At 43.8% G+C, this 26,768-nt stretch carries 20 protein-coding genes; 14 read left to right on the top strand and 6 right to left on the bottom strand.

Annotation, left to right across the window (positions count from 1 at the left end; translation table 11 throughout):
* The first annotated feature begins 51 nt into the window (after window positions 1-51).
* The 3 genes from MSG36_RS15115 (at window position 52) to rsmF (ending at window position 5,550) form a co-directional block, all read left to right on the top strand.
* Complete coding sequence (locus tag MSG36_RS15115; protein ID WP_248368579.1) at window positions 52-1,335, top strand: paraquat-inducible protein A; 1,284 nt, start codon at window positions 52-54, stop codon at window positions 1,333-1,335.
* A complete protein-coding gene (locus MSG36_RS15120) occupies window positions 1,322-3,979 on the top strand; it encodes an MlaD family protein (protein WP_248368582.1) in 2,658 nt (885 codons plus the stop codon). Before MSG36_RS15115 ends, MSG36_RS15120 begins: the two co-directional genes overlap by 14 nt.
* 149 nt (window positions 3,980-4,128) lie before the next feature.
* Window positions 4,129-5,550, top strand: a complete 1,422-nt coding sequence (gene rsmF, locus MSG36_RS15125; RefSeq protein WP_248368585.1) for a 16S rRNA (cytosine(1407)-C(5))-methyltransferase RsmF — start codon at window positions 4,129-4,131, stop codon at window positions 5,548-5,550.
* Window positions 5,551-5,848: 298 nt separating this feature from the next.
* On the opposite strand, the gene MSG36_RS15130 is transcribed toward rsmF, so the two are convergent.
* Window positions 5,849-6,757: a S1-like domain-containing RNA-binding protein gene (locus MSG36_RS15130; protein ID WP_197275897.1), complete on the bottom strand. Its 909-nt coding sequence runs from the start codon at window positions 6,755-6,757 to the stop codon at window positions 5,849-5,851.
* Window positions 6,758-6,785: 28 nt separating this feature from the next.
* Here MSG36_RS15130 and MSG36_RS15135 point away from each other — a divergent pair, with 28 nt between their 5' ends.
* The gene (locus MSG36_RS15135; protein ID WP_048610915.1) at window positions 6,786-8,141 is read left to right on the top strand and encodes a hypothetical protein; all 1,356 of its coding nucleotides are present in this window, start codon (window positions 6,786-6,788) and stop codon (window positions 8,139-8,141) included.
* Window positions 8,142-8,266: 125 nt separating this feature from the next.
* Here the strand turns inward: MSG36_RS15135 and MSG36_RS15140 are convergent, their stop codons facing one another.
* Both MSG36_RS15140 and MSG36_RS15145 read right to left on the bottom strand, forming a co-directional pair.
* Window positions 8,267-8,752, bottom strand: coding sequence for a DUF4442 domain-containing protein (locus tag MSG36_RS15140; protein ID WP_048612140.1), 486 nt, complete (start codon window positions 8,750-8,752; stop codon window positions 8,267-8,269).
* Between the two features lie 174 nt (window positions 8,753-8,926).
* Complete coding sequence (locus tag MSG36_RS15145; RefSeq protein ID WP_248368588.1) at window positions 8,927-9,814, bottom strand: putative PEP-binding protein; 888 nt, start codon at window positions 9,812-9,814, stop codon at window positions 8,927-8,929.
* Between the two features lie 208 nt (window positions 9,815-10,022).
* Between MSG36_RS15145 and MSG36_RS15150 the strand changes: the two genes are divergently transcribed.
* Together MSG36_RS15150 and MSG36_RS15155 are read left to right on the top strand one after the other, a co-directional pair.
* Window positions 10,023-11,081 carry a 3-deoxy-7-phosphoheptulonate synthase gene (locus tag MSG36_RS15150; RefSeq protein WP_248368590.1) on the top strand — a complete coding sequence of 353 codons (1,059 nt, stop codon included), beginning with the start codon at window positions 10,023-10,025 and terminating at the stop codon, window positions 11,079-11,081.
* A 12-nt stretch (window positions 11,082-11,093) separates the two neighbouring features.
* Window positions 11,094-11,576 (top strand): YajQ family cyclic di-GMP-binding protein, encoded by a 483-nt coding sequence (locus tag MSG36_RS15155; RefSeq protein ID WP_017059699.1) that lies wholly within the window; start codon window positions 11,094-11,096, stop codon window positions 11,574-11,576.
* 190 nt (window positions 11,577-11,766) lie between these two features.
* Here the strand turns inward: MSG36_RS15155 and MSG36_RS15160 are convergent, their stop codons facing one another.
* Window positions 11,767-12,708, bottom strand: a complete 942-nt coding sequence (locus MSG36_RS15160; protein WP_248368592.1) for a bifunctional precorrin-2 dehydrogenase/sirohydrochlorin ferrochelatase — start codon at window positions 12,706-12,708, stop codon at window positions 11,767-11,769.
* A 480-nt stretch (window positions 12,709-13,188) separates the two neighbouring features.
* On the opposite strand from MSG36_RS15160, the gene MSG36_RS15165 reads away from it, so the two are divergent.
* The 6 genes from MSG36_RS15165 (at window position 13,189) to MSG36_RS15190 (ending at window position 18,818) form a co-directional block, all read left to right on the top strand.
* Window positions 13,189-14,217 (top strand): amino acid ABC transporter substrate-binding protein, encoded by a 1,029-nt coding sequence (locus tag MSG36_RS15165; protein WP_048610904.1) that lies wholly within the window; start codon window positions 13,189-13,191, stop codon window positions 14,215-14,217.
* A gap of 71 nt (window positions 14,218-14,288) precedes the next feature.
* On the top strand, window positions 14,289-15,494 hold the full coding sequence (locus MSG36_RS15170; protein ID WP_248368594.1) for an amino acid ABC transporter permease: 1,206 nt from the start codon (window positions 14,289-14,291) through the stop codon (window positions 15,492-15,494).
* A 1-nt stretch (window position 15,495) separates the two neighbouring features.
* The gene (locus MSG36_RS15175; protein ID WP_248368595.1) at window positions 15,496-16,593 is read left to right on the top strand and encodes an amino acid ABC transporter permease; all 1,098 of its coding nucleotides are present in this window, start codon (window positions 15,496-15,498) and stop codon (window positions 16,591-16,593) included.
* A 22-nt stretch (window positions 16,594-16,615) separates the two neighbouring features.
* Window positions 16,616-17,380: an amino acid ABC transporter ATP-binding protein gene (locus MSG36_RS15180; RefSeq protein ID WP_017059704.1), complete on the top strand. Its 765-nt coding sequence runs from the start codon at window positions 16,616-16,618 to the stop codon at window positions 17,378-17,380.
* A 282-nt stretch (window positions 17,381-17,662) separates the two neighbouring features.
* Window positions 17,663-18,328 (top strand): Bax inhibitor-1/YccA family protein, encoded by a 666-nt coding sequence (locus MSG36_RS15185; RefSeq protein WP_017057206.1) that lies wholly within the window; start codon window positions 17,663-17,665, stop codon window positions 18,326-18,328.
* A gap of 160 nt (window positions 18,329-18,488) precedes the next feature.
* Window positions 18,489-18,818: a TusE/DsrC/DsvC family sulfur relay protein gene (locus MSG36_RS15190; RefSeq protein WP_017057205.1), complete on the top strand. Its 330-nt coding sequence runs from the start codon at window positions 18,489-18,491 to the stop codon at window positions 18,816-18,818.
* Between the two features lie 58 nt (window positions 18,819-18,876).
* Here MSG36_RS15190 and yccX read toward each other — a convergent pair whose 3' ends face one another.
* Window positions 18,877-19,164, bottom strand: a complete 288-nt coding sequence (gene yccX, locus MSG36_RS15195) for an acylphosphatase (protein WP_248368596.1) — start codon at window positions 19,162-19,164, stop codon at window positions 18,877-18,879.
* Window positions 19,165-19,252: 88 nt separating this feature from the next.
* On the opposite strand from yccX, the gene MSG36_RS15200 reads away from it, so the two are divergent.
* Together MSG36_RS15200 and MSG36_RS15205 are read left to right on the top strand one after the other, a co-directional pair.
* Window positions 19,253-20,656, top strand: coding sequence for a methyl-accepting chemotaxis protein (locus MSG36_RS15200; RefSeq protein WP_248368598.1), 1,404 nt, complete (start codon window positions 19,253-19,255; stop codon window positions 20,654-20,656).
* A gap of 128 nt (window positions 20,657-20,784) precedes the next feature.
* A complete protein-coding gene (locus MSG36_RS15205) occupies window positions 20,785-21,978 on the top strand; it encodes a class I SAM-dependent methyltransferase (RefSeq protein ID WP_248368600.1) in 1,194 nt (397 codons plus the stop codon).
* A gap of 76 nt (window positions 21,979-22,054) precedes the next feature.
* Here the strand turns inward: MSG36_RS15205 and MSG36_RS15210 are convergent.
* Window positions 22,055-26,768: cadherin-like domain-containing protein (locus MSG36_RS15210; RefSeq protein ID WP_248368602.1), on the bottom strand; the 4,714-nt coding region annotated here is incomplete at its 5' end.

Consider the following 26,768-nt stretch of genomic DNA (forward strand, 5'->3'; position numbering starts at 1 on the left):
TTGTGGCTCTGAGTCTTTAAGTCGGGTTGCTCACCTAACTTACGTTTCAATTTGGGAGGTCGCGTGACCTCCCCATCCGTAACCAACCCTTTATCAACAAAACACCAATGCGACAGCAGCTCAGTGCGTCTTTGCCAGGGCTGCGAACTTCCCGTAGATAAAATGGACATCCCTTTAGGGAAATCCGCTTACTGCCCAAGATGCGGAACTCAGCTTTATAGAGGCGGCACCCCTAGCCTCTCTGGAAACCTAGCAATTGCAATTACCTGCTTATTGCTGTTTATCCCATCGCACTTTTTTGAATTCATCAGTATTCGCCTGATTGGTGTCATGATACCCGCGACGTTACCATCGGGTGTTTTTACCTTAATGGGCGAAGGCTTTCCTCTACTTGGTTTACTGATCCTGTTCTGCAGTTCGATCGCTCCGTTGCTGGTGTGCACCTCGGTACTCATCACTCATGCTTCACTGCGTTTTAAGATCTTCACACCCTTTCGTTATGCATTAGCCATTATTCAGACTCTCAAACATTGGATGATGTTGGATGTGTTTCTGGTAAGTTTGGCGGTCTCATGTTTCAAACTGCAAGATTACTCAGACATTTTCGTCGGCCCTGGTTTGATTGGCCTGATTCTTCTGCAGCTATTCAGCGTATTACTGGTAAGCCGTATCAGTGTGCGTCGCTACTGGGAAGCTTGGGCAAAAGAATCTGAATACTTTTTTGCTGAAAGTAAGAACGTACACTGTCACAACTGTCACCTATCTCAGCCTGACGGTCATACTTGTGTGCGTTGTCACCATGACTTATATCACCGCAAGCCCTACTCTATACAGAAGACTTGGGCTCTGCTGTTTGCCGCAACCGTGGCTATTGTTCCCGCTAACGTTATTCCTATCTCTATCCTTATTACCAACGGTCAAAGGCTGGAAGACACCATCATTTCAGGTGTCGCCTCGCTGATTAATAGCAATATGTATGGCATCGCAGCGATCATTTTCATTGCCAGTATCGTCGTGCCCGTCGCGAAAATACTGGGCCTCGCGTACATCTTAATCTGTATCAAGATGAAGCGCACCGTATACCACAGGCAACGTATGACCATCTATTTCATCGTGAAATGGGTGGGAAAATGGTCGGTAATGGATCTGTTCGTTATTTCGATCATGATGACCTTGGTCGACCGTGGACAAATTTTAAACTTTTCACCAGGTTATGGTGCCGTCGCTTTTGGTGTCGTAGTTGTTCTCACGATGCTAGCAGCGGAAAGCTTAGATCCTAGGCTAATTTGGGATAACTACACCTCTAAAGATGAGTCAGTGAATGAACAACGATAACCAATCACAAACGTCATATTCACCAGAAGTAAGGAAAAACAAAGGCATCTCTCCTTTGTGGATTCTGCCGATATTAACCGTCACCTTAGCCGGTTGGTTGGTCATGAAATCGATACACGATGCTGGGCAGCGTGTTCAGATATACTTCTCAGATGCCGCAGGTTTAGTCGCAGGTCGAACAACGATTCGTTACCAAGGCTTAGAGGTGGGTATGGTACGCGACATCACTTTATCCAAAGATCTATCGAGCATCTATGTCGATGCTGACATCTACCCAGAAGCGAAGAAGCTACTCTCAAAAGGCACTCGATTCTGGCTAGTAAAACCAACAGCTAGTTTGTCGGGTATTTCAGGATTAGACGCACTTGTTTCAGGTAACTATATTGCTATCCACCCGAGCGAAACCAAACAAGACCCAGAAACCGTTTTCCAAGCCTTAGAATCATCCCCTTCTGACTTACTGGCTTCTGAAGGTTTGAATATTTCACTGACGACCAAAGATCTGGGCGGTGTGTCTGTGGGTTCTCAAATCGTTTACCGTAAAATCCCAATTGGTGAGGTTTACAACTACCAGTTAAACGACAACGCGAAATCCGTTACGATTCAAGCGTCAATTAAAGATGAGTACAGCCATATCATTACAGACCAAAGCCGTTTTTGGAATGTCAGTGGTTTAGGTGCCAGTATTGGTTTTTCTGGTGTTGATGTTCGCTTAGATAGCCTAAGTGCATTGCTTGGCGGTTCAATTGCGGTCGACTCTCCAGGAGAAGGCCAACCGGTTGAGATGAACACCAAGTTCAAGCTCTACCCAGATCTGAAAACAGCGGGTCGTGGTATCTCTATCAAGATCGCCGTTCCCGATGATAATAAAATAAGTGCAACGGGTGCTCCGATCATGTATCGCGGCATTGAAATCGGTCAAATCACTGATTTATCGCTAAGTGAAGGGCGTGAAAACGTCGTTGCATCTGCCGCTATCCAACCGGCATTCAGTGACTTTTTAAACAGCGGCAGTAAATTCGTTCTAGAAGAGGCTGAACTGTCGCTTACTGGCATGAAAAACATTGCCAATTTAGTGACAGGTAACTTTTTGACCTTGGTACCGGGTGAAGGTGAAAAGGCGCGTCGATTTACTGCAATCCGCAAAAATGAATTCAGTCAGGAACAAGAGAAATCCGTTGCGATTCGCTTAACGTCGAACAATTCGTTCGGGTTAGATGTCGGTACACAACTTCTCTACAAAGGCATTGCCGTTGGCTCTATCATCCATGTAGGGTTAGTTGATGGTGTTGGTACGGGCTCTGATAAACACGAAGTCTTCATGGATGCACTTATCGATAATGAATACGCGCACCTTATCAAAAGCCACAACCGTTTCTTTGTGACAGGCAGTGCTACCGCAGAGCTAACCGAATCAGGCTTGAGTGTTACGGTCCCACCAGCGAAACAGCTCCTTACTGGCTCGATTAGCTTTGTGAGTGAAGGTAAATCTGAAGCTCGAACGGACTACCAACTTTTCCAAAGTAAGTCGTTAGCAGAAATTGCTAAGTTTAATCAGTCTGGTTCAAAGACACTTTCTTTGTTTGCCAGTGAGTTACCTTCAATCTCTAAAGGTAGCCCACTCCTCTACCGTAACCTACAAGTGGGTAGTATTTCTGATTTTCAGCTTGCAGACGGTGGCGTAAGAATCAAAGTCACAATCGAAAATCGTTACACGCACTTACTCAATAAGCACACTGTTTTCTGGAACCGTTCAGGCGTTGAGGTTGATGCATCGCTATCGGGTATCAGCATTAAAGCGGCACCAGTTAAAACCCTTATCCAAGGCGGTATTGCTTTTGACTCTCTGCCAGGAATCGACAACAAACTCGGCGATGTGTGGAAGCTATATAAAGATTCGAAATCTGCTCGAAAATTTGGTCGCGCAATTACTATCACCTCTTCTGGCGATCAAGAAATCAGCAAGGGCATGGCGATCAAATATCAAAGTGTCACTGTTGGTGAGGTTACTTTGGTGATTCCGAACTTCAACAAGGGCGGCATTGAAATCACTGCACGTATTTTACCTGAATACGTCGACAAAATTGCCGTGGCGAACAGTCACTTCTGGTTGGCAGAACCTGAGATTGGCCTTAACGGCATCAAAAACGTCTCTGCGCTGCTCTCTAAGCACATTAACGTAGATCCGGGTAAAGGTGAAAGAAACACTAAATTTGAGCTTAGTAAGGGACCTGTGCAGCCTGAAGGCAAGATATTCCAGCTACAAAGCGAAACGCGAGGCTCGGTATCTGAAGGCACGCCTATCCTATTCCGTGAGCTAGAAATCGGCAGTGTTATCGATGTTCAGTTAGGCGAGTTCGCTGACCGCATCATCTCTACGATTCAAATAGAACCAGACTACGCGTATCTAATCCGCGCAAACACTGTGTTCTGGAACGTGTCGGGCGTCGATGTCTCTATCGGTCTGTCTGGCGCCAACATCAAAGCCGGAACGGTAGACAGCTTGTTAAGAGGTGGGATTACATTCTCAACGCCGCCGACGAATGAACTTCAACCAGTGGCAAGCGAAGATCAGTCTTTCTATCTCTATCCTCAAGCCGAAGATGAGTGGAAATCATGGAGAACAGCAATTCCTCGCCCATAGAGAGAATCCCCTGACGTTTCAAGAAGATTAATTCTTCATCAAAATGCAGCCATTAGGCTGCATTTTTGTTGTTTGCTGCAAATATGGTTTAGGACGGCCTCATTTTGCTTTAAACTCCCCGCATTAATGCAATAAATCGAGATACTCTTTTGCACGCTAACGTATATATTCCTGAAGAATTCCTAACGCACATCGAAGCAATCATGCCTAGTCATCTAGATATGGCTTCTTTTGTTGCGTCATGCCAAAAACCACTTCGTAAAAGTATTCGAGTCAATACATTGAAAATCAGTGTTGAAGACTTCCTAGTACGAGCAAAAGAGAAAGGCTGGGAACTGGAGCCTGTACCTTGGTGTGAAACGGGCTTTTGGATTACAGCTGATGAAAGTGAAGCGCCACTAGGCAATACGGCAGAACACATGTCTGGTCTTTTCTACATCCAAGAAGCCAGCTCGATGATGCCCCCCTCGGCACTTTTCCAAGGCGAAGCTGATTACCAAGCGGTGTTAGACACTGCGGCTGCACCCGGTTCTAAAACAACGCAAATCGCTGCGCTAATGAATAATCGCGGTGTATTGGTTGCCAATGAGTACGCAGCAAGCCGTGTAAAAGTCCTTCACGCTAACATAGAACGTTGTGGTGTTCGTAATGCCGCTCTAAGTAACTTTGACGGTCGAGTTTTCGGTGGTTGGTTACCAGAACAGTTTGATGCTGTGTTGCTAGACGCACCCTGCTCTGGCGAAGGTACCATTCGTAAAGACGCCGATGCGATGAAGAACTGGACGTATCAATCTGTGGTCGATATTGCCGACACGCAAAAAGATCTGATTGAAAGTGCATTCCATGCTCTCAAACCTAATGGTGTTTTAGTTTACTCAACGTGTACGCTTAGCACCGAAGAGAACCAACAAGTGTGTCATCACCTAAAAGAAACCTTTGGTGATGCGGTTGAATTCGAATCTCTGGAATCACTGTTCGACAATGCAAAAGCAACCACGACAGAGGAAGGCTTTCTACACATCTTCCCACAAGTTTATGACTCTGAAGGCTTCTTCGTTGCTCGTATTCGCAAGCTAGCATCTGTGACTCCACTAGAAGTTAAAAAGCGTATGGGTAAATTCCCATTTGAAAAAGCCTCAAACAAAACTCAGCAAGAAGTCGCTGAACAACTGATGAGTACTCTCGATATCGAATTACCAAGCGATACTCAAGTTTGGATTCGTGACAAAGACGTTTGGCTATTCCCAGAAGCGCTAGAGCCTATGATCGGTGAATTCCGTTTCTCTCGCATGGGAATCAAGATCGCCGAAACCCATAAAAAAGGTTACCGCTGGCAGCACCAAGTAGCGACAACGCTTGCAACAGGTAATGAAGCTAATGTTGTCGAGCTAAGCATTGAAGATGCTCGTGAATGGTTCATGGGACGCGATGTTCGCCCTGAAGGCTTATCTGGCAAAGGTGAAGTACTAGTGAAGTACAACGGTGCAATCATCGGCCTTGGTAAGTGGGTTGGCAACCGAGTGAAGAACGGTTTACCACGCGAGTTAGTGCGCGATAAGAACCTATTCTAAAGCTTTCTCCCTGTATACAGCTAGATAAACAAAAAGCCCAAACAACGTTAATTGTTTGGGCTTTTTCTATTCTATCGGCCATGTAACTCAGTGTGCGAGCGCTTGTAAATCAACAACTAATTACATAAATATCAATTCAAGTCACTATTTACAAAAAGAAAAATCGCACTTTAGGGAATCTAAACTAGACTTCAATCTAATAGTCAAAAGATTAAAACGATTAGCGTAGGCTCTTCGGAGCCCTTTCCCCTAAGCCCAAACAGGAAGGTTTGGGCTTTTTTTTGACCGAGAGGACCGCTTATTTAACTAAGCTGATACCTTCTTTGTCGATAGTGATCTTGCCAGATTTGTACAAACCACCAATTGTCTTCTTGAACGTACCTTTGCTGGTTCTGAATGCAGAGAAAATAGCATCAGGAGAAGACTTATCATTCAAAGGCAGGTAACCGCCTTTCTTCTCAAGCAGGTCAAGAACCTTAGTGCTTAGGTCATCCATCTTAGCGACACCAACTTTCTGAAGAGACAGATCAATCTTACCGTCTTCTTCACGAACGTTTTTAATATAGCCTTTTAGTGTTTTACCAATGAACAGCTTACCGATGATGTCAGATGGGAAAATCATACCCCAGTGTTCACCGTTCACGATCGCTTTGTAACCAAGTTGGCTACGCTCAGCGATAATGAGATCGACTTGCTCATTTTGCTTATAAGTCGCAGGCGTGTTGTCTAACCATTTATTGAACTTCGTTGTACCAACGATACGGCTCGATGCTTTATCGATATACACATATACTAAGATTGACTGGCCTTCGTTTAAACGGCCGCGCTGCTCGCTGAAAGGAACAAGAAGGTCTTTACCTTTTACGCCCCAGCTCATGAATGCACCAGTGCTGTTAACACCTTCAACCGTCATCAAACCAAACTGGCCTACTTGAGCGATCGGCTTTTCTGTGGTTGCAGCGATCTGGTTGTCAGAATCAATGTATAAGAAAACATCTAGCTTTTGACCAATTTCCACACCTTCAGGAGTAAATCGTTTCGGCAGCAACACGGTTCCATAGTCGCTCGCGTCAAGGAATACACCGAAGTCTGCTTGTTTTACTACTTCTAAGTTGTTTATTTGACCAATATTAATCATCAAGATTGTCTCTACTTTAAATTTGGCGGAGATTATACGTGATCTCTGATATGCTTTCGCTAGTTTCATTCATATTTTTACATTCTAGGAGACATCGTTGATCACCGTTGATAAACAAGATGCGATAACACTTAAAATTAACCATGCCATGGCTAAGACCAAAAAGCTCGACATGGACGTTTATCTATTCATTCCCGGTGAACTTGGACTGACTCCTGAAGTGCTTTCTGAAAGTGCCTTTTTCTACAGCTCGATCACTCAAAAACGTGCCTACTATAGTGACAAAACACTTTTACCTTTGGTACACAGTCGCTTAGCAAAACGTGGACGCTTATCTACAACACAGTATCGTGTCAGTTTGAGTCTGTTTGCCTACCAATATGTTATTGCTTTAGATAAAGCAGTCAGCAGCTTAAATAAAACTGATAGTGACGACGTAACGGCTGATGAAGTAGATGAAGTCATTGAACTGGCGTTAGATATTCTGAAAAAGCTTCGTCGTAGTATTCCCTATGAAGAGAACCTCAAACGCTACTACGCAAATATTGATAACTACCTTTCATGGTACACAGAGCAAAAGTTCTTATCGCTGGTTTCGCATATGCCACGTGGCAGTGAGTATTCAACGATTAAAGAACGACTCTTAACGCTTTGTGATAAAGAGACTGCACACCGTAAACTGAACCGCTACAACTCAGCGAGAGTTCGAGAAGACGTTACTCGCTTGAGTAACAAGATGCGTTTGCTGCGTCGTTTGATTGAGCACCCTATCGTGCTTAAAGAAAAGACGACATCGATGGGTAAGAACGTTAAGCGCGCCGTGAAAGGTATTGCAACGGGTTTGGTGATGGTTGTCGTGACCACTACTGTGATCTTGGCTCGTGACTTTCTTGGTGAGATTACCGCCTCCTTCATTGTGGCGATGTCTTTCATCTACGCTCTACGTGAGATCTTCAAAGATGATTTGAGAGATATTCTTTGGCGCTGGCTGCGTAAAGGCAAACCGAAATGGAAGCGTCGTTACTATGACCCAACGACCAATAAGTCTGTCGGCCATAAACTGGAATGGTTGGACTATGCGAATTTCTCTAAGTTAGCAGACCGTATTCAATCGATACGTAAGAAGCGTGTCGTCCAACGTGAAGAGCAAATCCTGCACTACCGTTCGCACACTGAGATGTCGACATCGACGTTCATGAGTGGTTATGAAGAGACTCGTGAAACGTTATCCATCAGCCTCCGAGCGCTGACACGATTGATGGATAAGGGCTCAAATAAGGTGTATCGATTGAATGAAGGGCAAGTTAGCCGTGAATCGGTAGAAAAGCGCCACTTGCTCAACCTGATCATTAAAGAGAACAATCACGATAACGAACCGACCTATTACCGTTGGAAAATCGTAATGAACCGTTCAAAGATCGTCGACATCGAGCAAATCACTCAAGAATCTTAGCTTTGCTATGGTGTGCAGCACGGTATGTGGGTGTTCAATTCACATACCGCTCTTTTCACTTATTCACTTATTCACTTATTCACTTATTCACTTATTCACTTATTCAAGCTTCCATCTACTTCGAGCTATTTCCTAGACGGGACTTTCTTGATCGAAAGCGTTAGCGTGAACTCGGCCATCGGCTCGTCGCCATGCAAAGATGGGCAAGTCGCGATAATGGTTACAGGTTGGTTTACACGCTCCCCGGTAGACATAGTTTCTTCCAGCATAGTGTTGATCAACTCACCATCGTTACAAGTGAAGTGTACATCGCCTTCTGGACGCTTTAAGAAGTTGCCCGTCACCTCTTTAAACGCCAACGAAATCTTTTCACCTTGCTGCTGAGATTTGCTCATCGCAAGAAAGCCACCCGCCACATCAGCACCCACAGCCAAAACACCAAAATACATGCTATTAAGGTGGTTCTTCGTTCGCCTTTTAAGAGGAATTTTGACCTCAACATGTTGGTTATCCAGTGCGAGCAATTTTGGTCTGCATAACCAGATCAGAGGCACTTTGAAAAAACCAAACATGCTCAAGTAGAAATTTGCTTTTTGTAGAGGGGTCAACATTCGGATTACCTAGTCAAATAAGTCATCAGACCAGTTAATCGATTAGCGATAGAGATGTCAAAAAAATGTTACAAAAAAGAGATATCATCGCATAATGATATCTCTCATTCTCAAAGCTTTAGCGCTTCAAATAAACGGATATAGCAAGTTGATTTACTAAGACAACAAACCGATTTATGCAGTCACGACCGTTTCTACGCCTTCAAGATCAGCTATGTAACCTTGTAGGCGTGGGTAATCGACTAAGCCTTGAGTTACTAGCAGCACTGGTTTCTTCGCGTTCAGGGTTGCTTTAACAATCATATCCAACAAAGTAATAACCGCCTCGTTTTGTGGATCAAAAGCGTGTTGCTGAGCTTCATTGTGCTTATCTACGCCTAAAGTGAAAGACGCTAAACTATCTACATTCACAACAACACCATCGAAGTAATGCAGTAAACGTTCGCTCAGTAGCACTGCAGACGGCACATCGCACGAGAACAGTACTTTCAAACCATTAAGGCCACGTGGTAGCCCTTGCTCGGCTAGCAAATCAATAATCTTAGCGGCATCGCTTAATGCTCGTACATAAGGCACAACCACTTCAACGTTAATACCCTGCTCACGCAATGTTTTAATGACCTGACACTCTAAAGCGAAAGCCTTGCTGTATTCTGGTGTTGCATAGCGAGCAACGCCACGAACGCCTAGTGCTGGGTTAATCTCTTCAGCTTCACAGTTCCCGCCAAGTAGCGAACGGAAGCCATAGCTGTCTGCACTACTTAATGCGATACGAACAAAAGTGTGATTTGGTTGAACGGAAGCTTGGATGGCAATCACTAAGGTCGAAACAAAATGCTCATCGACTGTTTTATCGCCAAGGATCGCATCTAAAGACGTTTTTTCAATATCAGTCAGTGTATCTAAGTGACTTTCGATACTTGGGTGGTAGAAGACACGATCCATCACTAATTCTGATAATGAAACGTATAAGTGGTTGGAATTATTATTATCGTTATAAGAAGGCAGCACATCACCTAAGACAAGTTCTGGGTGCAAAGTGCTTTGATTTTCTTGAGTCATTGCTGCTCCAGCATTTTTATGTTGTGTTCAAACGAAAATACCGATAGCTGCCTGTTAATACAAGTGAAAATCCCTTATTTGACGCTGCCCTGCTGATAAAAATAAGAATATTAGCAATAACTGAGATAACTTTGACTCAATAGAGTTTATTCCTCTGTTCAATTCCGTTATCTTAACCACTTCGCAATAGAATAAAAAAAGCCATCACATGCCATTAAAAACTGATGAGTTGAGAACCCAAGCTCTGGGTCCTATGCCAACTCCTGCCGAACTAGGCAATGCACACCCTATTACTGACGACGTTGCTGAGCGCATTAAAAATTCTCGCCGCCAAATCGAAGACATCCTAACTGGTCGTGATAACCGCCTATTAGTTATCGTAGGCCCTTGCTCTGTTCACGATACAGATGCGGCACTTGATTACGCTGAGCGCCTAAGCAAAATTCAAGACCAGTACAAAGATGAACTGTTCGTGGTAATGAGAACCTACTTCGAGAAGCCTCGTACTGTTGTAGGTTGGAAGGGTTTGATTACCGATCCTAACCTCGATGGTTCATACGCACTTGAAACAGGCTTGAACAAAGCTCGTAAGCTTCTGCTAGATATCAACAAGCTTGGCCTAGCTACCGCGACCGAATTCCTTGATATGATCACAGGTCAGTACATTGCGGACCTTATCACTTGGGGCGCGATTGGCGCTCGTACGACTGAATCTCAGATTCACCGTGAAATGGCTTCTGCACTGTCTTGCCCAGTTGGCTTCAAGAACGCGACCAACGGCAACATCAAGATTGCTATCGATGCAATTCGCGCAGCACATGCTTCACACTACTTCTACTCTCCAGATAAGAACGGCCGCATGACGGTTTACCGTACTTCTGGCAACCCATACGGTCACGTTATTCTACGTGGTGGTGATAAAGGCCCTAACTTCGACGCTGAATCTGTAGATACTGCATGTAAGCAACTGGCTGAATTCGACCTGCCTCAACGTTTGGTTGTAGACTTTAGCCACGCTAACTGTCAGAAACAGCACCGTAAGCAGTTAGAAGTTGCACAAGACATTTGTGATCAAATTAAATCTAACAAGAACCAAATTGCAGGCATTATGGCAGAGAGCTTCATTATTGAAGGCAACCAGCCAATGACAGATATCAACAACCTAGAATATGGCAAGTCGATTACTGACCCATGCCTAAGCTGGGAAGATACAGCAACAATGCTAGACATGCTTGCAACAGCAATTAAAGATAGAAACTTAGCTTAAGGAAACAACACAATGCCATCATTTGACATTATCTCTGAAGTAGAAGCAGTAGAACTGCGTAACGCAGTAGACAACGCAAACCGTGAACTATCGACTCGTTTCGATTTCCGCGGCGTTGACGCAAGCTTTGATTACAAAGATGAATCAGTAAAATTGACTGCTCAAGACGATTTTCAACTGAAGCAAATGCGCGATATCCTTCGCAGCAACCTAACGAAGCGTAATGTTGATCCTAACGCGATGGAAGCGAAAGCGGCAGACCAAACAGGTCGCACTTGGCACCAAACGGTTATCTTTAAGCAAGGCATTGAAACTGATGTCGCTAAGAAGATCGTTAAGCTAATCAAAGACAACAAAGTTAAAGTTCAAGCTTCTATCCAAGGCGACAAAGTTCGTGTAACAGGTAAGAAGCGTGATGACCTACAAGCTGTTATGGCTCTAGTTCGCAGCGGTGAACTTGGTCAACCTTTCCAGTTTGACAACTTCCGCGACTAATTATTGAGTTTGAGCGACCGCCTATTTGGGTTGCTCATTCATCAGCACAATGTCGTGTTTGAAATAGCAAAAAGCCACTTCTTTAAGGGAAGTGGCTTTTTATTTATCTGGTCCAGTTTTAGTTTTATTCCGAGCCTCTAGCCGATTTAAAACAACCAGAAAGCTCTTATTTCAACTAGAAGCAACTACCTCAACTGAGTACTTGGGCTGCTGACAATTTTAGATCTTTGCCGACCAACAGATTAAACTCTACGCTTGTTGGTGGAATAAACACACATACTCGTAATTTCTCTGCTCTTGCTTGCTCAAGCTTTGTTGATAGCTCTCCGCTGTTGGCGTAGCTCTCTCTTTCTGCATCTCGGCGGCACAGGTCGATAAATTCAAATGGACAATCGCTCGGTGAAAGTACGAGCTCTGCCTCCTGCATCAAACGTAAAGCCTTCATAGACAGCAGCTCGACATCTTGCTCGAATTCAATCCAAGTGACCTGCCCTTCGCTATCAATGCCTTCGGTTAGCGCTTGCTGGTAGTAAGACTCTAACTGCTCTCTGTCAGTCACCTGCTCAATAAAGCTAGATGACAAGAATCGCTCCCAAAACTTACGACGCTCGTCGACGGTTGGGAATGACTCTTTGATTGAATTGCGTTTTGATGCACCGAAGTCTGCTATCAAACCTATGTTTTGTGGCAATACGGTTTCGAGTTTTTCTCTGATATTTCTTACTAAAACAGGTGATGCCCCGCCACTAGAGATGGCAATTTGGATTCTGCCGCGATTTATCATCGAAGGTGTGATGAAATCGCAGTAAGGAAGATCATCAACCACATTGACTAAAATACCCAGTTTTTTCGCATCATTATACACTTGGTGATTTAAACTTGGGTTGTCTGTTGTGGCCCAAACCTGTAAGTAATTTTTCGATATGATCTGTGACGAATAAAAGTTTTGAACCCAGTGGAGTTTGTTCTCGTCGACAAGCTGCTTTAAGTAAGGCGCTACCTTGGGAGACACCAAAGTCACATCCGCCCCTGCTCGTAGTAAGCTATCGACTTTACGGCAAGCAACCTCACCCCCACCAACCACTAAGATTGGCTTATTTTCTACATCCAAAAACATTGGGAAATAACGCATGTTCTTCCTTGAGACGACTTCAATAACTATTCAGCCATGCTACCAAATTTGGAGCATATTCATAACTATCGAAGTGTAATAAAAATATTTATTGACCAAATTTAAACATTTCTTAAGTTTAATATTTCACCATTGTGATGTTGATTCAGAATATTTATCTAGTCGATTATCAATATAAAAACCTAAATCTTGTTGCACCAACAGTGTGAACCGTTGCACTATTTACATTCACTTAACATTTGGTCATTCTAATTGTGTTCGGATTTGTGATTTCATTCAAAATTCTTTTTAAATTATACATTTGTGAAACTACGGATCCTTTCCTAACCTTATAAACAGTTGTTTAAATCGCACACAGTTTCATTTGCAAAATGCAACTCGTTTAATTTGAACAACAAGGTCATAGAAAACGCAACACATAAGAGAAACTCAAACGAGCACGAGTATCAGGTGTCACCTGGTTAACAAGGAAGGATACAAATGACAAATAAACTAACACTTCTTGCTTCAGTAGTAGCTGCATCAACTGCGATGATGGCAACATCGGCATCAGCGGCAGAAAGCACTCTGGACAAAGTCACATCTCAAGGCTTTCTAACTTGTGGTGTAAGTACCGGTCTTCCAGGGTTCTCTAACCCTAACTCAAAAGGTGAATGGGAAGGAATTGATGTTGAGTATTGTCAAGCTCTTGCAGCGGCTGTACTCGGTGACAAGACTAAAGTTAAGTATGTACCTCTAACAGCAAAAGAGCGTTTTACTGCGCTTCAATCTGGCGAAATCGACGTACTATCTCGTAACACAACATGGACATTACATCGTGACACTGCTCTAGGTCTGAACTTCGTAGGCGTTAACTACTACGATGGTCAAGGCTTCATGGTTAAGAAAGAACTTGGCCTAACAAGTGCTCAAGAGCTTGATGGCGCTTCTGTATGTGTTCAATCAGGTACAACAACTGAACTTAACCTAGCCGATTACTTCCGTAACAGTGGCATGTCTTACAAGCCAGTGGTATTCGATACGGCAGCACAAACATCTAAAGGTTTCGACGCTGGTCGTTGTGACGTGCTAACGACTGACCAATCTGGTCTATACGCACTTCGTCTAAACCTAGCTGATCCTAAATCTGCAGAAGTACTTCCTGAAATCATCTCTAAAGAGCCTCTAGGCCCTGTTGTTCGTCAAGATGATGATAAATGGTTTAACGTTGCTAAGTGGACACTTTCAGCAATGATTAACGCGGAAGAATACGGCATCTCTTCTAAAAATGCAGACGAAATGCTTAAGTCAAAAGATCCAAACATCAAACGTATTCTTGGTGTAGACGGTCCTAAGGGTAAAGGCCTTGGCATTCGCGACGACTGGGGTTACCAAGTAATTAAGCAAGTTGGTAACTACGGTGAGAGTTTTGAGCGTACTGTTGGTACAGGTTCTCCACTTCAGATCTCTCGTGGTGTAAATGCATTATGGAATGCGGGCGGCTTTATGTACGCTCCACCAATCCGTTAATAAATTTTCAAGCATCAATTAGGGCGGAGTTTTCCGCCCTATTTATTAAATGGATTTGAGGTTATAGTAGTATGAAACCTAATGAAACTATTTCTCCAGCTCAGGCAAAGCCACAGCCCAAAAGTGCCAACTTATTTTACAACCCCACTTTTCGCTCCATCATTTTCCAAATTATCGCCGTCGGGGCGCTTTGTGCTTTCTTTTACACGATTGTAAATAATGCACTCACAAACTTAGATTCCCGTGGTATCACCACTGGTTTTGATTTTCTCTCACAAGAAGCTGGTTTTGGTATCGGCTTAACACTGATTGAATACGACGAGACCTTCTCATACGGTCGTACATTCTTTATCGGTCTTCTCAATACCGCTTTGGTTTCAGTACTCGGCATTATGCTAGCTACAGTGCTGGGCTTTAGTATGGGTATCGCTAGACTCTCTTCAAACTGGCTAGTTAGCCGATTTGCAGCTGTCTACATTGAGATATTCCGAAATATCCCTCTTCTATTACAAATCTTTTTCTGGTACTTCGCCGTTCTACAAGCCTTGCCTTCTGCTCGTCAAAGTATGAGCCTAGGTGAAGCAATTTTCTTGAACGTACGTGGATTGTACTTCCCTGCACCCGTGTTTGAGCAAGGCAGTAGCATTGTCATCGCATCATTGATTGTCGGTATTATCGTTACGTTTATTATCAACATCTGGGCTAAGAACAGACAGAAACTGACCGGCCAACAAACACCGATGTTGCGAATTGCCGCTGCGTTGATTTTAGGCTTACCGTTGGTAACTTACTTTGTTATGGGCATGCCTATCTCTGCAGATTACCCTGTGTTGAAAGGGTTTAACTTCAAGGGTGGTGTTACCATAATCCCTGAGCTTGCTGCATTGATGCTCGCTTTAAGTATCTACACAGCAGCGTTCATTGCTGAGATTGTTCGTTCAGGTATTAACGCGGTAAACCATGGGCAAACTGAGGCTGCGATGTCTCTAGGAATCCCACGCTCTAGAACTCTAAAGCTTGTCATTATTCCACAAGCATTAAGAATTATTATCCCACCACTAACCAGTCAGTATCTAAACCTGACCAAAAACTCATCACTTGCGATGGCCATTGGTTACCCTGATCTTGTCTCTGTATTTGCAGGAACAACACTGAACCAAACTGGACAAGCTATCGAAGTAATCGCGATGACAATGGGCGTCTACCTAACCTTGAGCCTATTAACGTCCGCTCTAATGAACATATACAACCGCAAAGTAGCGTTGGTGGAGAGATAAGATGAGTACACATCAATTTCAACCTGATCTTCCGCCTCCAGCGAATACCGTTGGGCCAGTCGGTTGGTTAAGAAAAAATCTATTTAATGGACCTGTTAACAGCGTCGTCACTGTGATTCTTGCTTACTTTGCTTTCACCCTATTATGGGCAATAGCGGATTGGGCATTCATCAGTGCCGACTGGATAGGAACCACACGTGATGCCTGTACTAGCGAAGGCGCTTGTTGGGTTTTTATCAGCGTTCGTTGGGACCAATTCATGTATGGCTTCTACCCAGAAGCTGAACTGTGGCGACCTCGCCTCTTCTACGCAACGTTGGCCATTTTTGTTGCCTTACTGGCTTATGAAAAAACACCTAAACGCACGTGGATTTGGTTGTTCTTCGTCAACATCTACCCATTTATCATTGCCGGCTTGCTATACGGTGGCGTCTTTGGGTTAGAAGTTGTTGATACCCATAAATGGGGCGGCCTACTGGTTACACTGGTCATCGCACTTGTTGGTATTGTAGTGTCACTCCCTATTGGTGTTGCACTTGCTCTTGGGCGTCGCTCAGAGATGCCGATCATTCGCAGTATATGTACCGTATACATCGAAATTTGGCGTGGCGTACCGCTCATTACAGTTCTATTCATGGCTTCAGTAATGCTGCCACTCTTTTTATCAGAAGGGACAGAAACCGATAAGCTGATTCGAGCACTTGTTGGGGTAGTACTATTCAGTGCAGCCTACATGGCCGAAGTAATTCGTGGTGGTTTACAAGCAATACCAAAAGGCCAATACGAAGCGGCTGATGCTCTGGGACTAAGCTACTGGAAAAAGACTGGGCTTATCATTCTACCTCAAGCTCTTAAAATCACGATTCCTTCAATTGTGAACACCTTCATTGGCTTGTTTAAAGATACCAGTCTTGTTTTGATTATTGGTATGTTTGATGTACTAGGGATTGGCCAAGCCGCGAATACCGACCCTGAATGGCTTGGGTATTCAACAGAAAGTTATGTATTTGTCGCGTTAGTGTTCTGGGTGTTTTGTTTTGGCATGTCGAGATATTCGATATGGCTAGAAAACAGACTTCACACCGGTCACAAACGATAATTAACAAGATCAAGGACGTATTATGACGCAGCAGACAGAAAACAACTCTCAAGGTCTTATGATCGAGTTGAAAGACATGAACAAGTGGTACGGTGAATTCCACGTACTTAAGAACATCAATCTAGAAGTTAAAAAAGGCGAGAAAATCGTTATCTGTGGCCCTTCAGGCTCTGGTAAATCAACGATGATCCGCTGCATAAACCGATTAGAAGAGCACCAAAAAGGTCATATCTTCGTTTCAGGTAATGAATTAACGGAAGATCTAAAGAACATCGAAGCTGTTCGCCGAGATGTCGGCATGTGTTTCCAGCACTTCAATCTGTTTCCACATCTGACGGTATTAGAGAACTGCACTCTGGCCCCTATCTGGGTCAAAAAGATGCCAAAAGAAGAAGCTGAGGCGATTGCAATGAAGTACCTAGAGCGCGTAAAAATCCCTGAGCAAGCGGACAAGTTCCCAGGCCAGCTTTCAGGTGGTCAACAACAGCGTGTAGCTATCGCTCGCTCTTTGTGTATGAACCCTCAAGTGATGCTGTTTGATGAACCAACGTCGGCGCTCGATCCAGAAATGGTTCGTGAGGTGTTAGACGTAATGGTTGAGCTTGCAGAGGAAGGTATGACGATGCTTTGTGTAACGCACGAGATGGGCTTTGCTAAAGAGGTCGCGGATCGCGTTATCTTCATGGATGCCGGTGAAATCATAGAAGAGAACAACCCTGTCGATTTCTTTGAAAACCCACAATCAGACAGAACGCAGAACTTCTTAAGCCAAATCTTACACCACTAATGTGTTATGATGCATAAACTACAGAGGCGGCTTAGGTCGCCTCTTTGTTTTCAGTGTTATAATTAGTTTTTCAAGATTAGAAACAGCGACTCAGTGAGATAAAAATTGAACATCGAACCTTAACTGCGCTGTAAGAAATACTTTGTTACACCTTCAGAAACACTTAACCGACTATTTTGATTATTATTTTACGTATACAAGAGGAATGAGAGACTTGATTTTTCGAACTTTCACCCCCATAAATGTACTAATAACTATTGAAGTCACCTTACGAGGAAGATTATGAACAGCCCTATGTTTTCACGCACAGCATCTCAAGAAAGTGCTCTGCAAACCAATAAAGTGTTGCGTAACACCTACGCATTACTGTCTATGACACTACTTTGGTCTGCTGTTGTAGCAGGCGTATCCATGGCGATGAACCTTCCTCGCCCGGGTCTTATTATCATGCTAGTTGGCTTCTACGGCCTACTTTTCCTAACAGAAAAGAACCGTGACAACAGCATGGGTCTAGTCTTCACATTCCTATTTACAGGTTTCTTAGGCTACACCATCGGTCCAATCTTAAATATGTACGTTGGCGCAGGCATGGGTGATGTCATCCTAACTGCACTTGGCGGTACAGCACTGGCGTTTATGGGCGCATCAGCTTACGCACTAACAACTAAGCGTGACCTGTCGTTCCTTAATGGCATGCTATTAGCTGGTTTCGTAGTACTACTTGTAGGTATGGTTGCAAACATCTTCCTACAAATGCCTCTACTATCATTGGCAATGAGCGGTATGTTCATCCTGTTTTCGACTGGTGTTATCTTGCTTACTACGCAAAACATCATTCGTGGCGGTGAAACAAACTATATCTCTGCAACGATCAGCTTGTACGTATCGATCTACAACATCTTCATCAGCCTACTAAGCATTCTAGGCATCATGGGCAGCGACGACTAATCGCTCCCATCATTGAAGAATACCTAGCCCAAGAGCCTATCTCTTGGGCTTTTTTGTATCTATAAGTGCGATATTTCTTTAGATAGCTACAATTTCAGTTGAGAAAGATAAACTTGGTCATGTACCCTATCCGCATAGTTAATTGGATTCTGGATTAAACATGTTTGAATATAACGGCAAGCAAATCGAAACCGACGCTCAAGGCTACCTATTGGATTACACGCAATGGGAAGAAGGTATGATTGAAATTCTTGCTCAAGACGAGGCGATTGAACTTACAGATGCACACTTAGAAGTCGTACATTTTGTAAGGAGCTTTTACGAAGAGTTCAACACCTCACCAGCGGTTCGCATGCTCGTTAAAGCAATGGAAAAAGCCCACGGCCCAGAAAAAGGCAACAGTAAGTACCTTTTCAAGTTATTCAAAAAAGGCCCTGCAAAACAAGCGACCAAGCTCGCCGGTTTACCTAAACCAGCAAAGTGCTTGTAAAACCTAACCCGCTTTAGGTCATTAAGTTACGTTCGATATAAATACTGTAGTGCCATAACTACAGTATTTTAAACACCCCTATGCGTACGTCCTGGCGCTCGCTATCTTTCACTTGATGCATCACTACCTTGTCTACTGTTGCGCTCGAAGGGCCAATATTGAGCCAAGCATGTAACTTCTCTATTTGCTGACTGTCTCCGACAGCTAACACTTCAACTCGACCATCATTTAAGTTCTTTGCATAACCTGAGAGCCCCATAGCTTGCGCCTGCCTACTGGTGTGGTAACGGAACCCAACACATTGAACTACGCCTGACACGACAAAAATATATTGTGAACTTTCCATAACGTTGCCTCATAAATTATATGAATGATATAGTCGAGCTTCTATTCATTCACCGCTTGTTGGTGGACTTACTTCGAGTATAACGATTATGAAAGAAATCCCATTTCGTTGGATTGACAAATATCTCATTCACCTAAAAATCCAAGAAAAGTTCTATCTACTCTTCTTATTACCTCTTCTCGCCCTGGTTATATTAACTCTCGTTTTAGATAGTGCCGCGGACTCTTTACTTGCTCACCTTTATCAAGAAGAAATGCTCTTGATGAAAGGGATTATCGAAGCGGGTCAACTCACTAAAGATCAAGTTGCTCAGCTTGTCAGCAGCTCTGACACTATCTCTTTAGGCTACGGTGCTGGTTCTGTTTCAGTAATGAATGGCGCATTCAGCCTAGTTGCCAATCACGACCAAAATCTTTGGTCTGCTCTATCGACGACTCAGGTTTCTATCATCGCTGTAACCCTAACGCTTATCGCACTAGGTGTTTACTACATTATGACCTTCATTGGCGGCGCGATGTTCTCTATGAACAAAGCTTTGAACACGCTAGCGAATGGCGACTTAACTTGCCGCATGAACTACTTCTTAGTTCGTGACGAGTTCAGTGAAATCGCGATTACAATCGATAAAGTCGCTGAACGTGAACAAAACATGGTTCTATCAATCCAAGAGTCTGTCGCTCTCATGCAACAGATCAGCTCGGACTTGAACCAGTCAACACAACAAAGTTCAGACATATCAGGTAACCAACAAGAACACCTGAATAGCTTGGCAAGTGCAACGGAACAAATGGCGGCTACGATTCGCGAAGTCGCTACCCTTGCTCATGAGTCTAGCTCACAAACGATGGACGCTCGCGGCGTTGCTCAGAGCGGTCAAGTCAAGGTTTCAAATACATTGGAGTCTATCTCTAGCCTATCTCAAGAGATCCAATCCGCTTCACAAGCAGTAGAAGAGCTGGATGCCAACGCAGCGCAGATCGATGAAGTCGTCACTACCATCAACGGTATTTCTGAACAGACTAACCTGTTGGCGTTGAACGCCGCTATCGAAGCCGCACGTGCTGGCGAGCAAGGTCGTGGGTTTGCTGTTGTTGCCGATGAAGTTCGTGCCCTTGCCGGTCGTACTCAGCAAGCAACGGTTGAAATCCAAAGTATGATTGAGTCATTACAACGTAACAGCCAATCACTGACCAAGCTGATGGAAGTCACGGTGAACAATGCTAGTGAAGGCCAAACACTGATGTCAGAAGTGAACGTCGAGATCGGTTCATTAGCAGAAAAGAACCAGTCTATTTCTGATAGCAGCACTCAAATTGCTACCGCGGCTGAAGAACAAGGCGTAGTCGCTGACAACATTGCACAGAGTGTTGAAGAGATTCGTCATCAATCAGACAGCATCTGCGAGATGATCAGTAAGAGTAATTCCAATGTTGACCAACTTCGTAAACAAAGCGATACGATGGAAGGTTTGCTGACAGGTCTTAAAGCTTAATACTGATATCCACCACAATGTGTTGATTAATCATTACTAGGGCTGCTTCTGCGGCCCTTTCTTATTTGCTTTTCACCTGTACTTCCCCGACAATACCCCTCCTTCAAATTCAACAAACAGAGTAAATTATGACTCCTTCAATTCATCTAGCTAAAGGCCGAGATAAATCACTACGCCGCAAACACCCTTGGGTATTTTCACGCGGTATCGATAAGGTCGAAGGCGAACCAAAACAAGGTGAAACTGTAGACGTATATGCTCAAAATGGTCAGTGGCTTGCAAAAGCGGCTTACTCACCAGAATCTCAAATTCGAGCTCGTGTTTGGACATTTGAAAAAGAAGAGATCAACAAGGCGTTCTTCGTAAAACGAATTCAAGACGCACAGTCTTTACGTGAAGACATCATTGAGCGTGATGGTCTAACGGGCTACCGCCTAACGGCCGCAGAGTCTGATGGCTTGCCAGGTATCACAATCGACAAATACCAAGACTTCCTTGTTTGCCAACTGCTAAGTGCTGGCGCTGAATTTAACAAAAGCGTATTGGTAGAAGCGTTAATCGAGTGCTTCCCTGACTGCAACATCTACGAGCGTTCAGACGTGGCAGTTCGTAAGAAAGAAGGCTTAGAACAGGTTGTTGGCGTTCTTCACGGTGAAGAACCACCGAAGTCTATCGTGATTGAAGAAAACGGCGTTAAGATCAGCGTGAACATTATGGAAGGCCACAAAACGGGCTTCTACATGGACCAACGTGATAGCCGCAAAGAATCGATGAAGTACGTTAAAGGAAAAGATGTCCTTAACTGCTTCTCATACACAGGTGGTTTTGGCCTTTACGCGCTTAAAGGCGACGCGAAGCGTGTTATCAACGCTGACGTATCTCAACTAGCTCTTGATACGGCTAAATTCAACGCTGAACTTAATGAGTTTGATATCTCGAATAAGCGCGCTGTATTCCTAAACGCTGACGTTTTCAAACTGCTTCGTGAATACCGTGACCAAGGCACTAAGTTTGACGTAGTGATCATGGATCCACCAAAGTTTGTTTCAAGCAAGAATAACCTAACTTCAGGCGCTAACGGCTATAAAGACGTGAACATGCTTGCGATGCAAATCCTGAAACCAGGTGGCACTCTACTCACCTACTCTTGCTCTGGCTTAATGGGTACTGATTTGTTCCAAAAAATCATCGCTGATGCAGCATTAGATGCAGGCCGCACTGTTAAGTTCGTAGAACGCTTCGAGCAAGCAGCCGACCACCTAACAGACACAGCCTACCCAGAAGGTTTCTACCTGAAAGGTTTTGCTTGTAAGGTTCTTTAAGCCTAAAGTTTTAGACTATATTTTATATAACAAAACAGACACATTAAAAAAGGGCCTTTCGGCCCTTTTTGTTATTTTAGTCTGGTAAGTTGACGAATAACTGATTGACCAAATTACTCAGGTCACTGCTTATCACACTACCATCACCTTGAGCGTTCACTGAATCAAACTGATTCCCCGTATTATCAAGAATGATAGTTTGTGTTTGACCACCATTATTCGCGTCTTCAGAAATAGTAATAACCAAATCTTTATCACCACCACCGTTATCGACTTTCTCAATACTGATATGATCAAGAAGATCAGACATTGAATTTTCCGTTGGCAATAATTGAGAGATATCAAGATGATCTTCACCTAAAGCGAAATCAGTAATCGTATCAACATCACCTTGAAACGGTTCATCTACCCATTTAAACAAGTCATCACCGTCACCACCAGTTAGGATGTCATCACCAATACCACCTATCAGCGTATCATTACCGCCTTGACCATAAAGAATGTCATCACCTTCGCCACCATCAACGGTATCATCGCCACCACGCGTATCTGCTTCCGCGTTGAACAGTTCATGGTTATTCTTGATGTACTCATAAACTTCCATATCTGTCGGTTCAGCATCATTCAACTGACTCAAGAACGTTGTCAATGCTTCGATACCTGAGCCATCTGGCAATGAATCAGGGCGAGTTAAACCATTCTCATCCCATGGTAAGTTATCGGTGTTAATCACATCACCAAACAAGATGTCGTCGCCAGAACCGCCACTTAAGTCATCATTGCCAACAGGCAGTAGCGTAATAACCTGGCTGCCATTTTCTAACGCTGCATCTAAGTCATCCGCCGAATTAACGATTTCCACATCACCGGTCGAAGCCGAAGCAGTATGCAATTCAAAGTCATCTAAATAAACATCAGCTGTGTAACCTGACTGGTCTTCGTAGACTGACAATACTAATTGATATTTGCCTTCACTCAGTAAGCCCGTTTCAATACTACCAAAGCCACTACCTGAGGATACATCAGCCCAGGTTTGTGTCACATCATCGAACTTCTGAACTTTCCATTTAAACTCATCGCCACCACCAAAGTTACTCGCTTCTGTGGCCGTAAATGTAATAACGGACATAGAGTTCTCGGCAACAACAAATTCAGGGCTGACCATCTGCGCAACACCAGAAACATTACCACTATCTTCTAGATAGATACGTGAACCGTCATGCTGAGCAGAGCCCCCAGTAACAGAGAAGTTATTCAAGCTCCAAGCTTCTCCAGAAGAGTTGGTGAAATTCGCGAGTGTGACTGAACTAGATGAAGATGAATAAGCTTCGCCATCGGCGTTAACGAAATATTGAAGTACGTCTTCATTAATGCCATCACCAATACCAATCGTTCGCACCACTGACACATCTGCTAAATCATCAAAAGCTGATATTGAGTCTGCAAATTCATCAAACTCGGTAGATGAGCCGTTATTACTAGAACTATTTGAAAGCGTTGGCTTACCGTCCGTTAAGAAGAACGTAAGATTCTCATAATTGCTTGGTTGAGCATCGTCATTAAACCAATTAGTAGCAGCGTCAAATGAACCTTCGTAGTTAGTACCACCGTCGGCTGATAACGCGTTGATAGCACTATTAATCGTGGATTCTAAATCACCTTCTTCCAAATCTTGAATGTTAAACGAAAGCGTTGCACTACTTTCAAAACCAATCAGAGCCAAATTAATGATACCTGGGTGAGAGACAATGTCTACGAGCATGGCGGCGAGTGACGCTTTAACGACATCAAGCTTACTTTGGCTACTATTCGTTGTGAGTGGATCGCCCATACTTCCTGATGTGTCCACGACAAGCGCAATGTTATAATTGCTAGGTTCGACGGAATCATCTTGAATGCCGCCGATATCACCAAGAAGAACATCATCTCCATCAAAACCAATGATTGAGTTATCTGAGTTGGCATCACCACTCGCAGTGACAATGATACCGGTTTGCGTATCCGCAAAAACTTCAGAATCGACAGGAATACCCTGATCATCGATTTCTTGGGCTCCGGCAGTGACCGTAAGTACAGGTGCCGTATCGACAGGAGCTTCAACAATCACAGTCACTTTACCTTCGCTATCAAGAGCATCAGGTTCAATAACCCAAGTACCATCGACTTGCTTAGTTCCTATAGACAAAATTACATCACTCGGTACGTCGCTAATCACTAGTGAAGTCACTTGCTCGCTGCCGTCGCTATCATATAAGTCGATATCAATGTTTAGTTCATAAACCTCTGCAACTTTGACTAAATTACCACTTTGAACTTCAAACTTACCGTCGGCGAAATACAATGACTCAATACTGTAGAAGTCATGATTTGTATTGCCCGTCCCTGTATGGATTAGTCTGTAATCTGAAGCTCCATCTGTAGTAAAGGTATAGTCTGTACTTTGACCAGTTAGGTATGCCTTATCAGTGCCAGCACCACCATAATATGAGGTTGTAGCAGTAGGACTACGGGAAATCAGTACATCATCTCCCAAATCACCTGTGTCATCACCAATCAAATTAATACTGCCGGAAGCATCAATACCACCTATTAACGTATCACTACCATCGTTTCCTTGTAGATCCTCTGACACTACACCTGAAGCACCGTAGTTACCGATAATGATATCTTCTCCATCACCACCTTGAACTTGCATATGATCACCGCTGCCATAAACGACAGTATCATTACCGTCTAATGCTTGTACCCAAACACCGGAACTTTGTAGATAATTGTCGCTATTGTCAGCCCCACTATCTAATGGCTTGTTGGCAACTTGTGATTCGATTTGAGAAATAAGAGAATCAGCTATGTTCCCTTCTGCACTGGATAAGTTCGCTGTTACGGTTAAACCGTCACTGACCGGCATTACTGTCGTCGTCACCGTTGCAGTATCAGTCAATCCGTCACTATCGATGATTGTATAGGTAAAGGAAGCAGTCCCCGTTACACCAGAATTTGGGGTGAAAGAGATGTCACCCGTATTTTCATCATAGGAGACAGTACCATCACTAGAGCTAAAACCTTCAGCTACGATAGTAAACGTGTCATCTGTATTGGGATCATAATCATTAGCTAATAAGAGCGATGAATTAACGACAAGTGATTGTCCCTCAGCCACAGATAGGACGTCGCCAATCAATGGGAAATCACTCAAGTCGTGTTCGCCATTATTGTAATTTCCATCGCTATTTACTGTACCTAAATTAATATCGAGGTTTGCTGCACCACCTTGGTCCCAATAAACCACTTCTATAGAATGGTAACCGTCGCTGGTGATGTTGAATGAATCGTGTAACGTCGTCGTAGAAGGCTGGTTTTGGTCTACAGTCGCAACTTCTACGCCATCAATCAAAATTGTATAGCCATCATCGGCTGTAACCTTAAATGCGTAATCGCCAGCTTCAAGATAAACAGAACCACTCATCTTAACGACACCGTCTGTGTGGTCAGCAACAGAGCCCTCTATTGAACTAGAGTCGTTATTTAAGAAGTCTTCAAATTGGTCTTGGGAGCTCAACCCGTTGTTATTGTCGTCAAGTGTGTAATTGATGTCTTTCGCTTCGAAAGTCAGGTCTGGATCTTTACTTGCGATAACATCAAGTGCGTCTTGAACGGAATCAATATTGCCATTAACGCTGTCTTTCGAACTGTAGTAGTAACCAGACAGGCCACCAAAAACAGATACCGTATCATCTTGAGCAACTGGAGCCTGATTCGTCGCATTGGACGCAATAGTCAATTGAGCCACTTCATCACTAACCAAACCACTCGAATCAACCGATTGATAATCTATTTCTTCTGACAATTCTGCCTCGACAACATCCACGCCCTTAAGTGTAATATTCGAATTCTTATTCGGGTTATCGGAGCCATCTTGTGTAGTGAATACACGAAGTTCTGTAAAGCCACCATCAACTTGAATATTGACTGTTGCATTGCCGTTACTATCTATCGACAATGCATTATCACCTGATTCGTCACTGTCAAAGAAGAATGTTCCAACAACATCACCATTTTCATCGAGCGCGATGACCTCGATACGACCACCTGCACTATTCCCGGCATTGTAATTACCATAAACACTACCGAGCTCGATATTCGCTTCGGTGATAGATGCACCAGTAGCAGAATAGTCGATAGAGATATACTCCTGTGCTCCACCATTGACTACATCGAGTTCACCACTGGTCGCTGTCGCACTCTGAGAAACACCAAAACCATCTTCTTGGTTATTGCTATCGTAAACAAGATACGATGGTGTATTGTCGATGTTATCTGATGTAGGTGCCGAGCCATCGTATAATCCAGCACTGATAACAACACTACCTTGTAAATAGCTAACGCTGTTCGTACCGTTACCAACTTGATTCTGGAAGGTACTCGCAACAAAGTCTAAGTTATCAACAGCATTCTGGTCCTGTTCATACTCGATTTGAGCATCGCTGCTGATTATGTCTCCGGCTTCAATCAGTACTTTGCCGCCACCACTAACATCATAAAGGTTACCAAATAGAGGCTCTTCAAGAATCTTCACATCAACCGGTGTACCAGAAGCGTCATCTTCGACATCACCCACGTTATCTTGAGCACCAGATTGACCACCATCAAACGAAAAGAACGCTTCGTCTTGGTTGTCTAGAGTGACAGAGAAGTCGATTGCTGTTGGTTTGCTGTCGTTGTCTAAGATGGTGCCTGTCGCCGCCACGCCATCGACCGTCACGATGTAGTCTTCCGCCGCTTCAACGATG

It is taken from the genome of Vibrio sp. 1CM8B, from assembly GCF_023161685.1.
Lineage (GTDB): Bacteria > Pseudomonadota > Gammaproteobacteria > Enterobacterales > Vibrionaceae > Vibrio > Vibrio coralliirubri.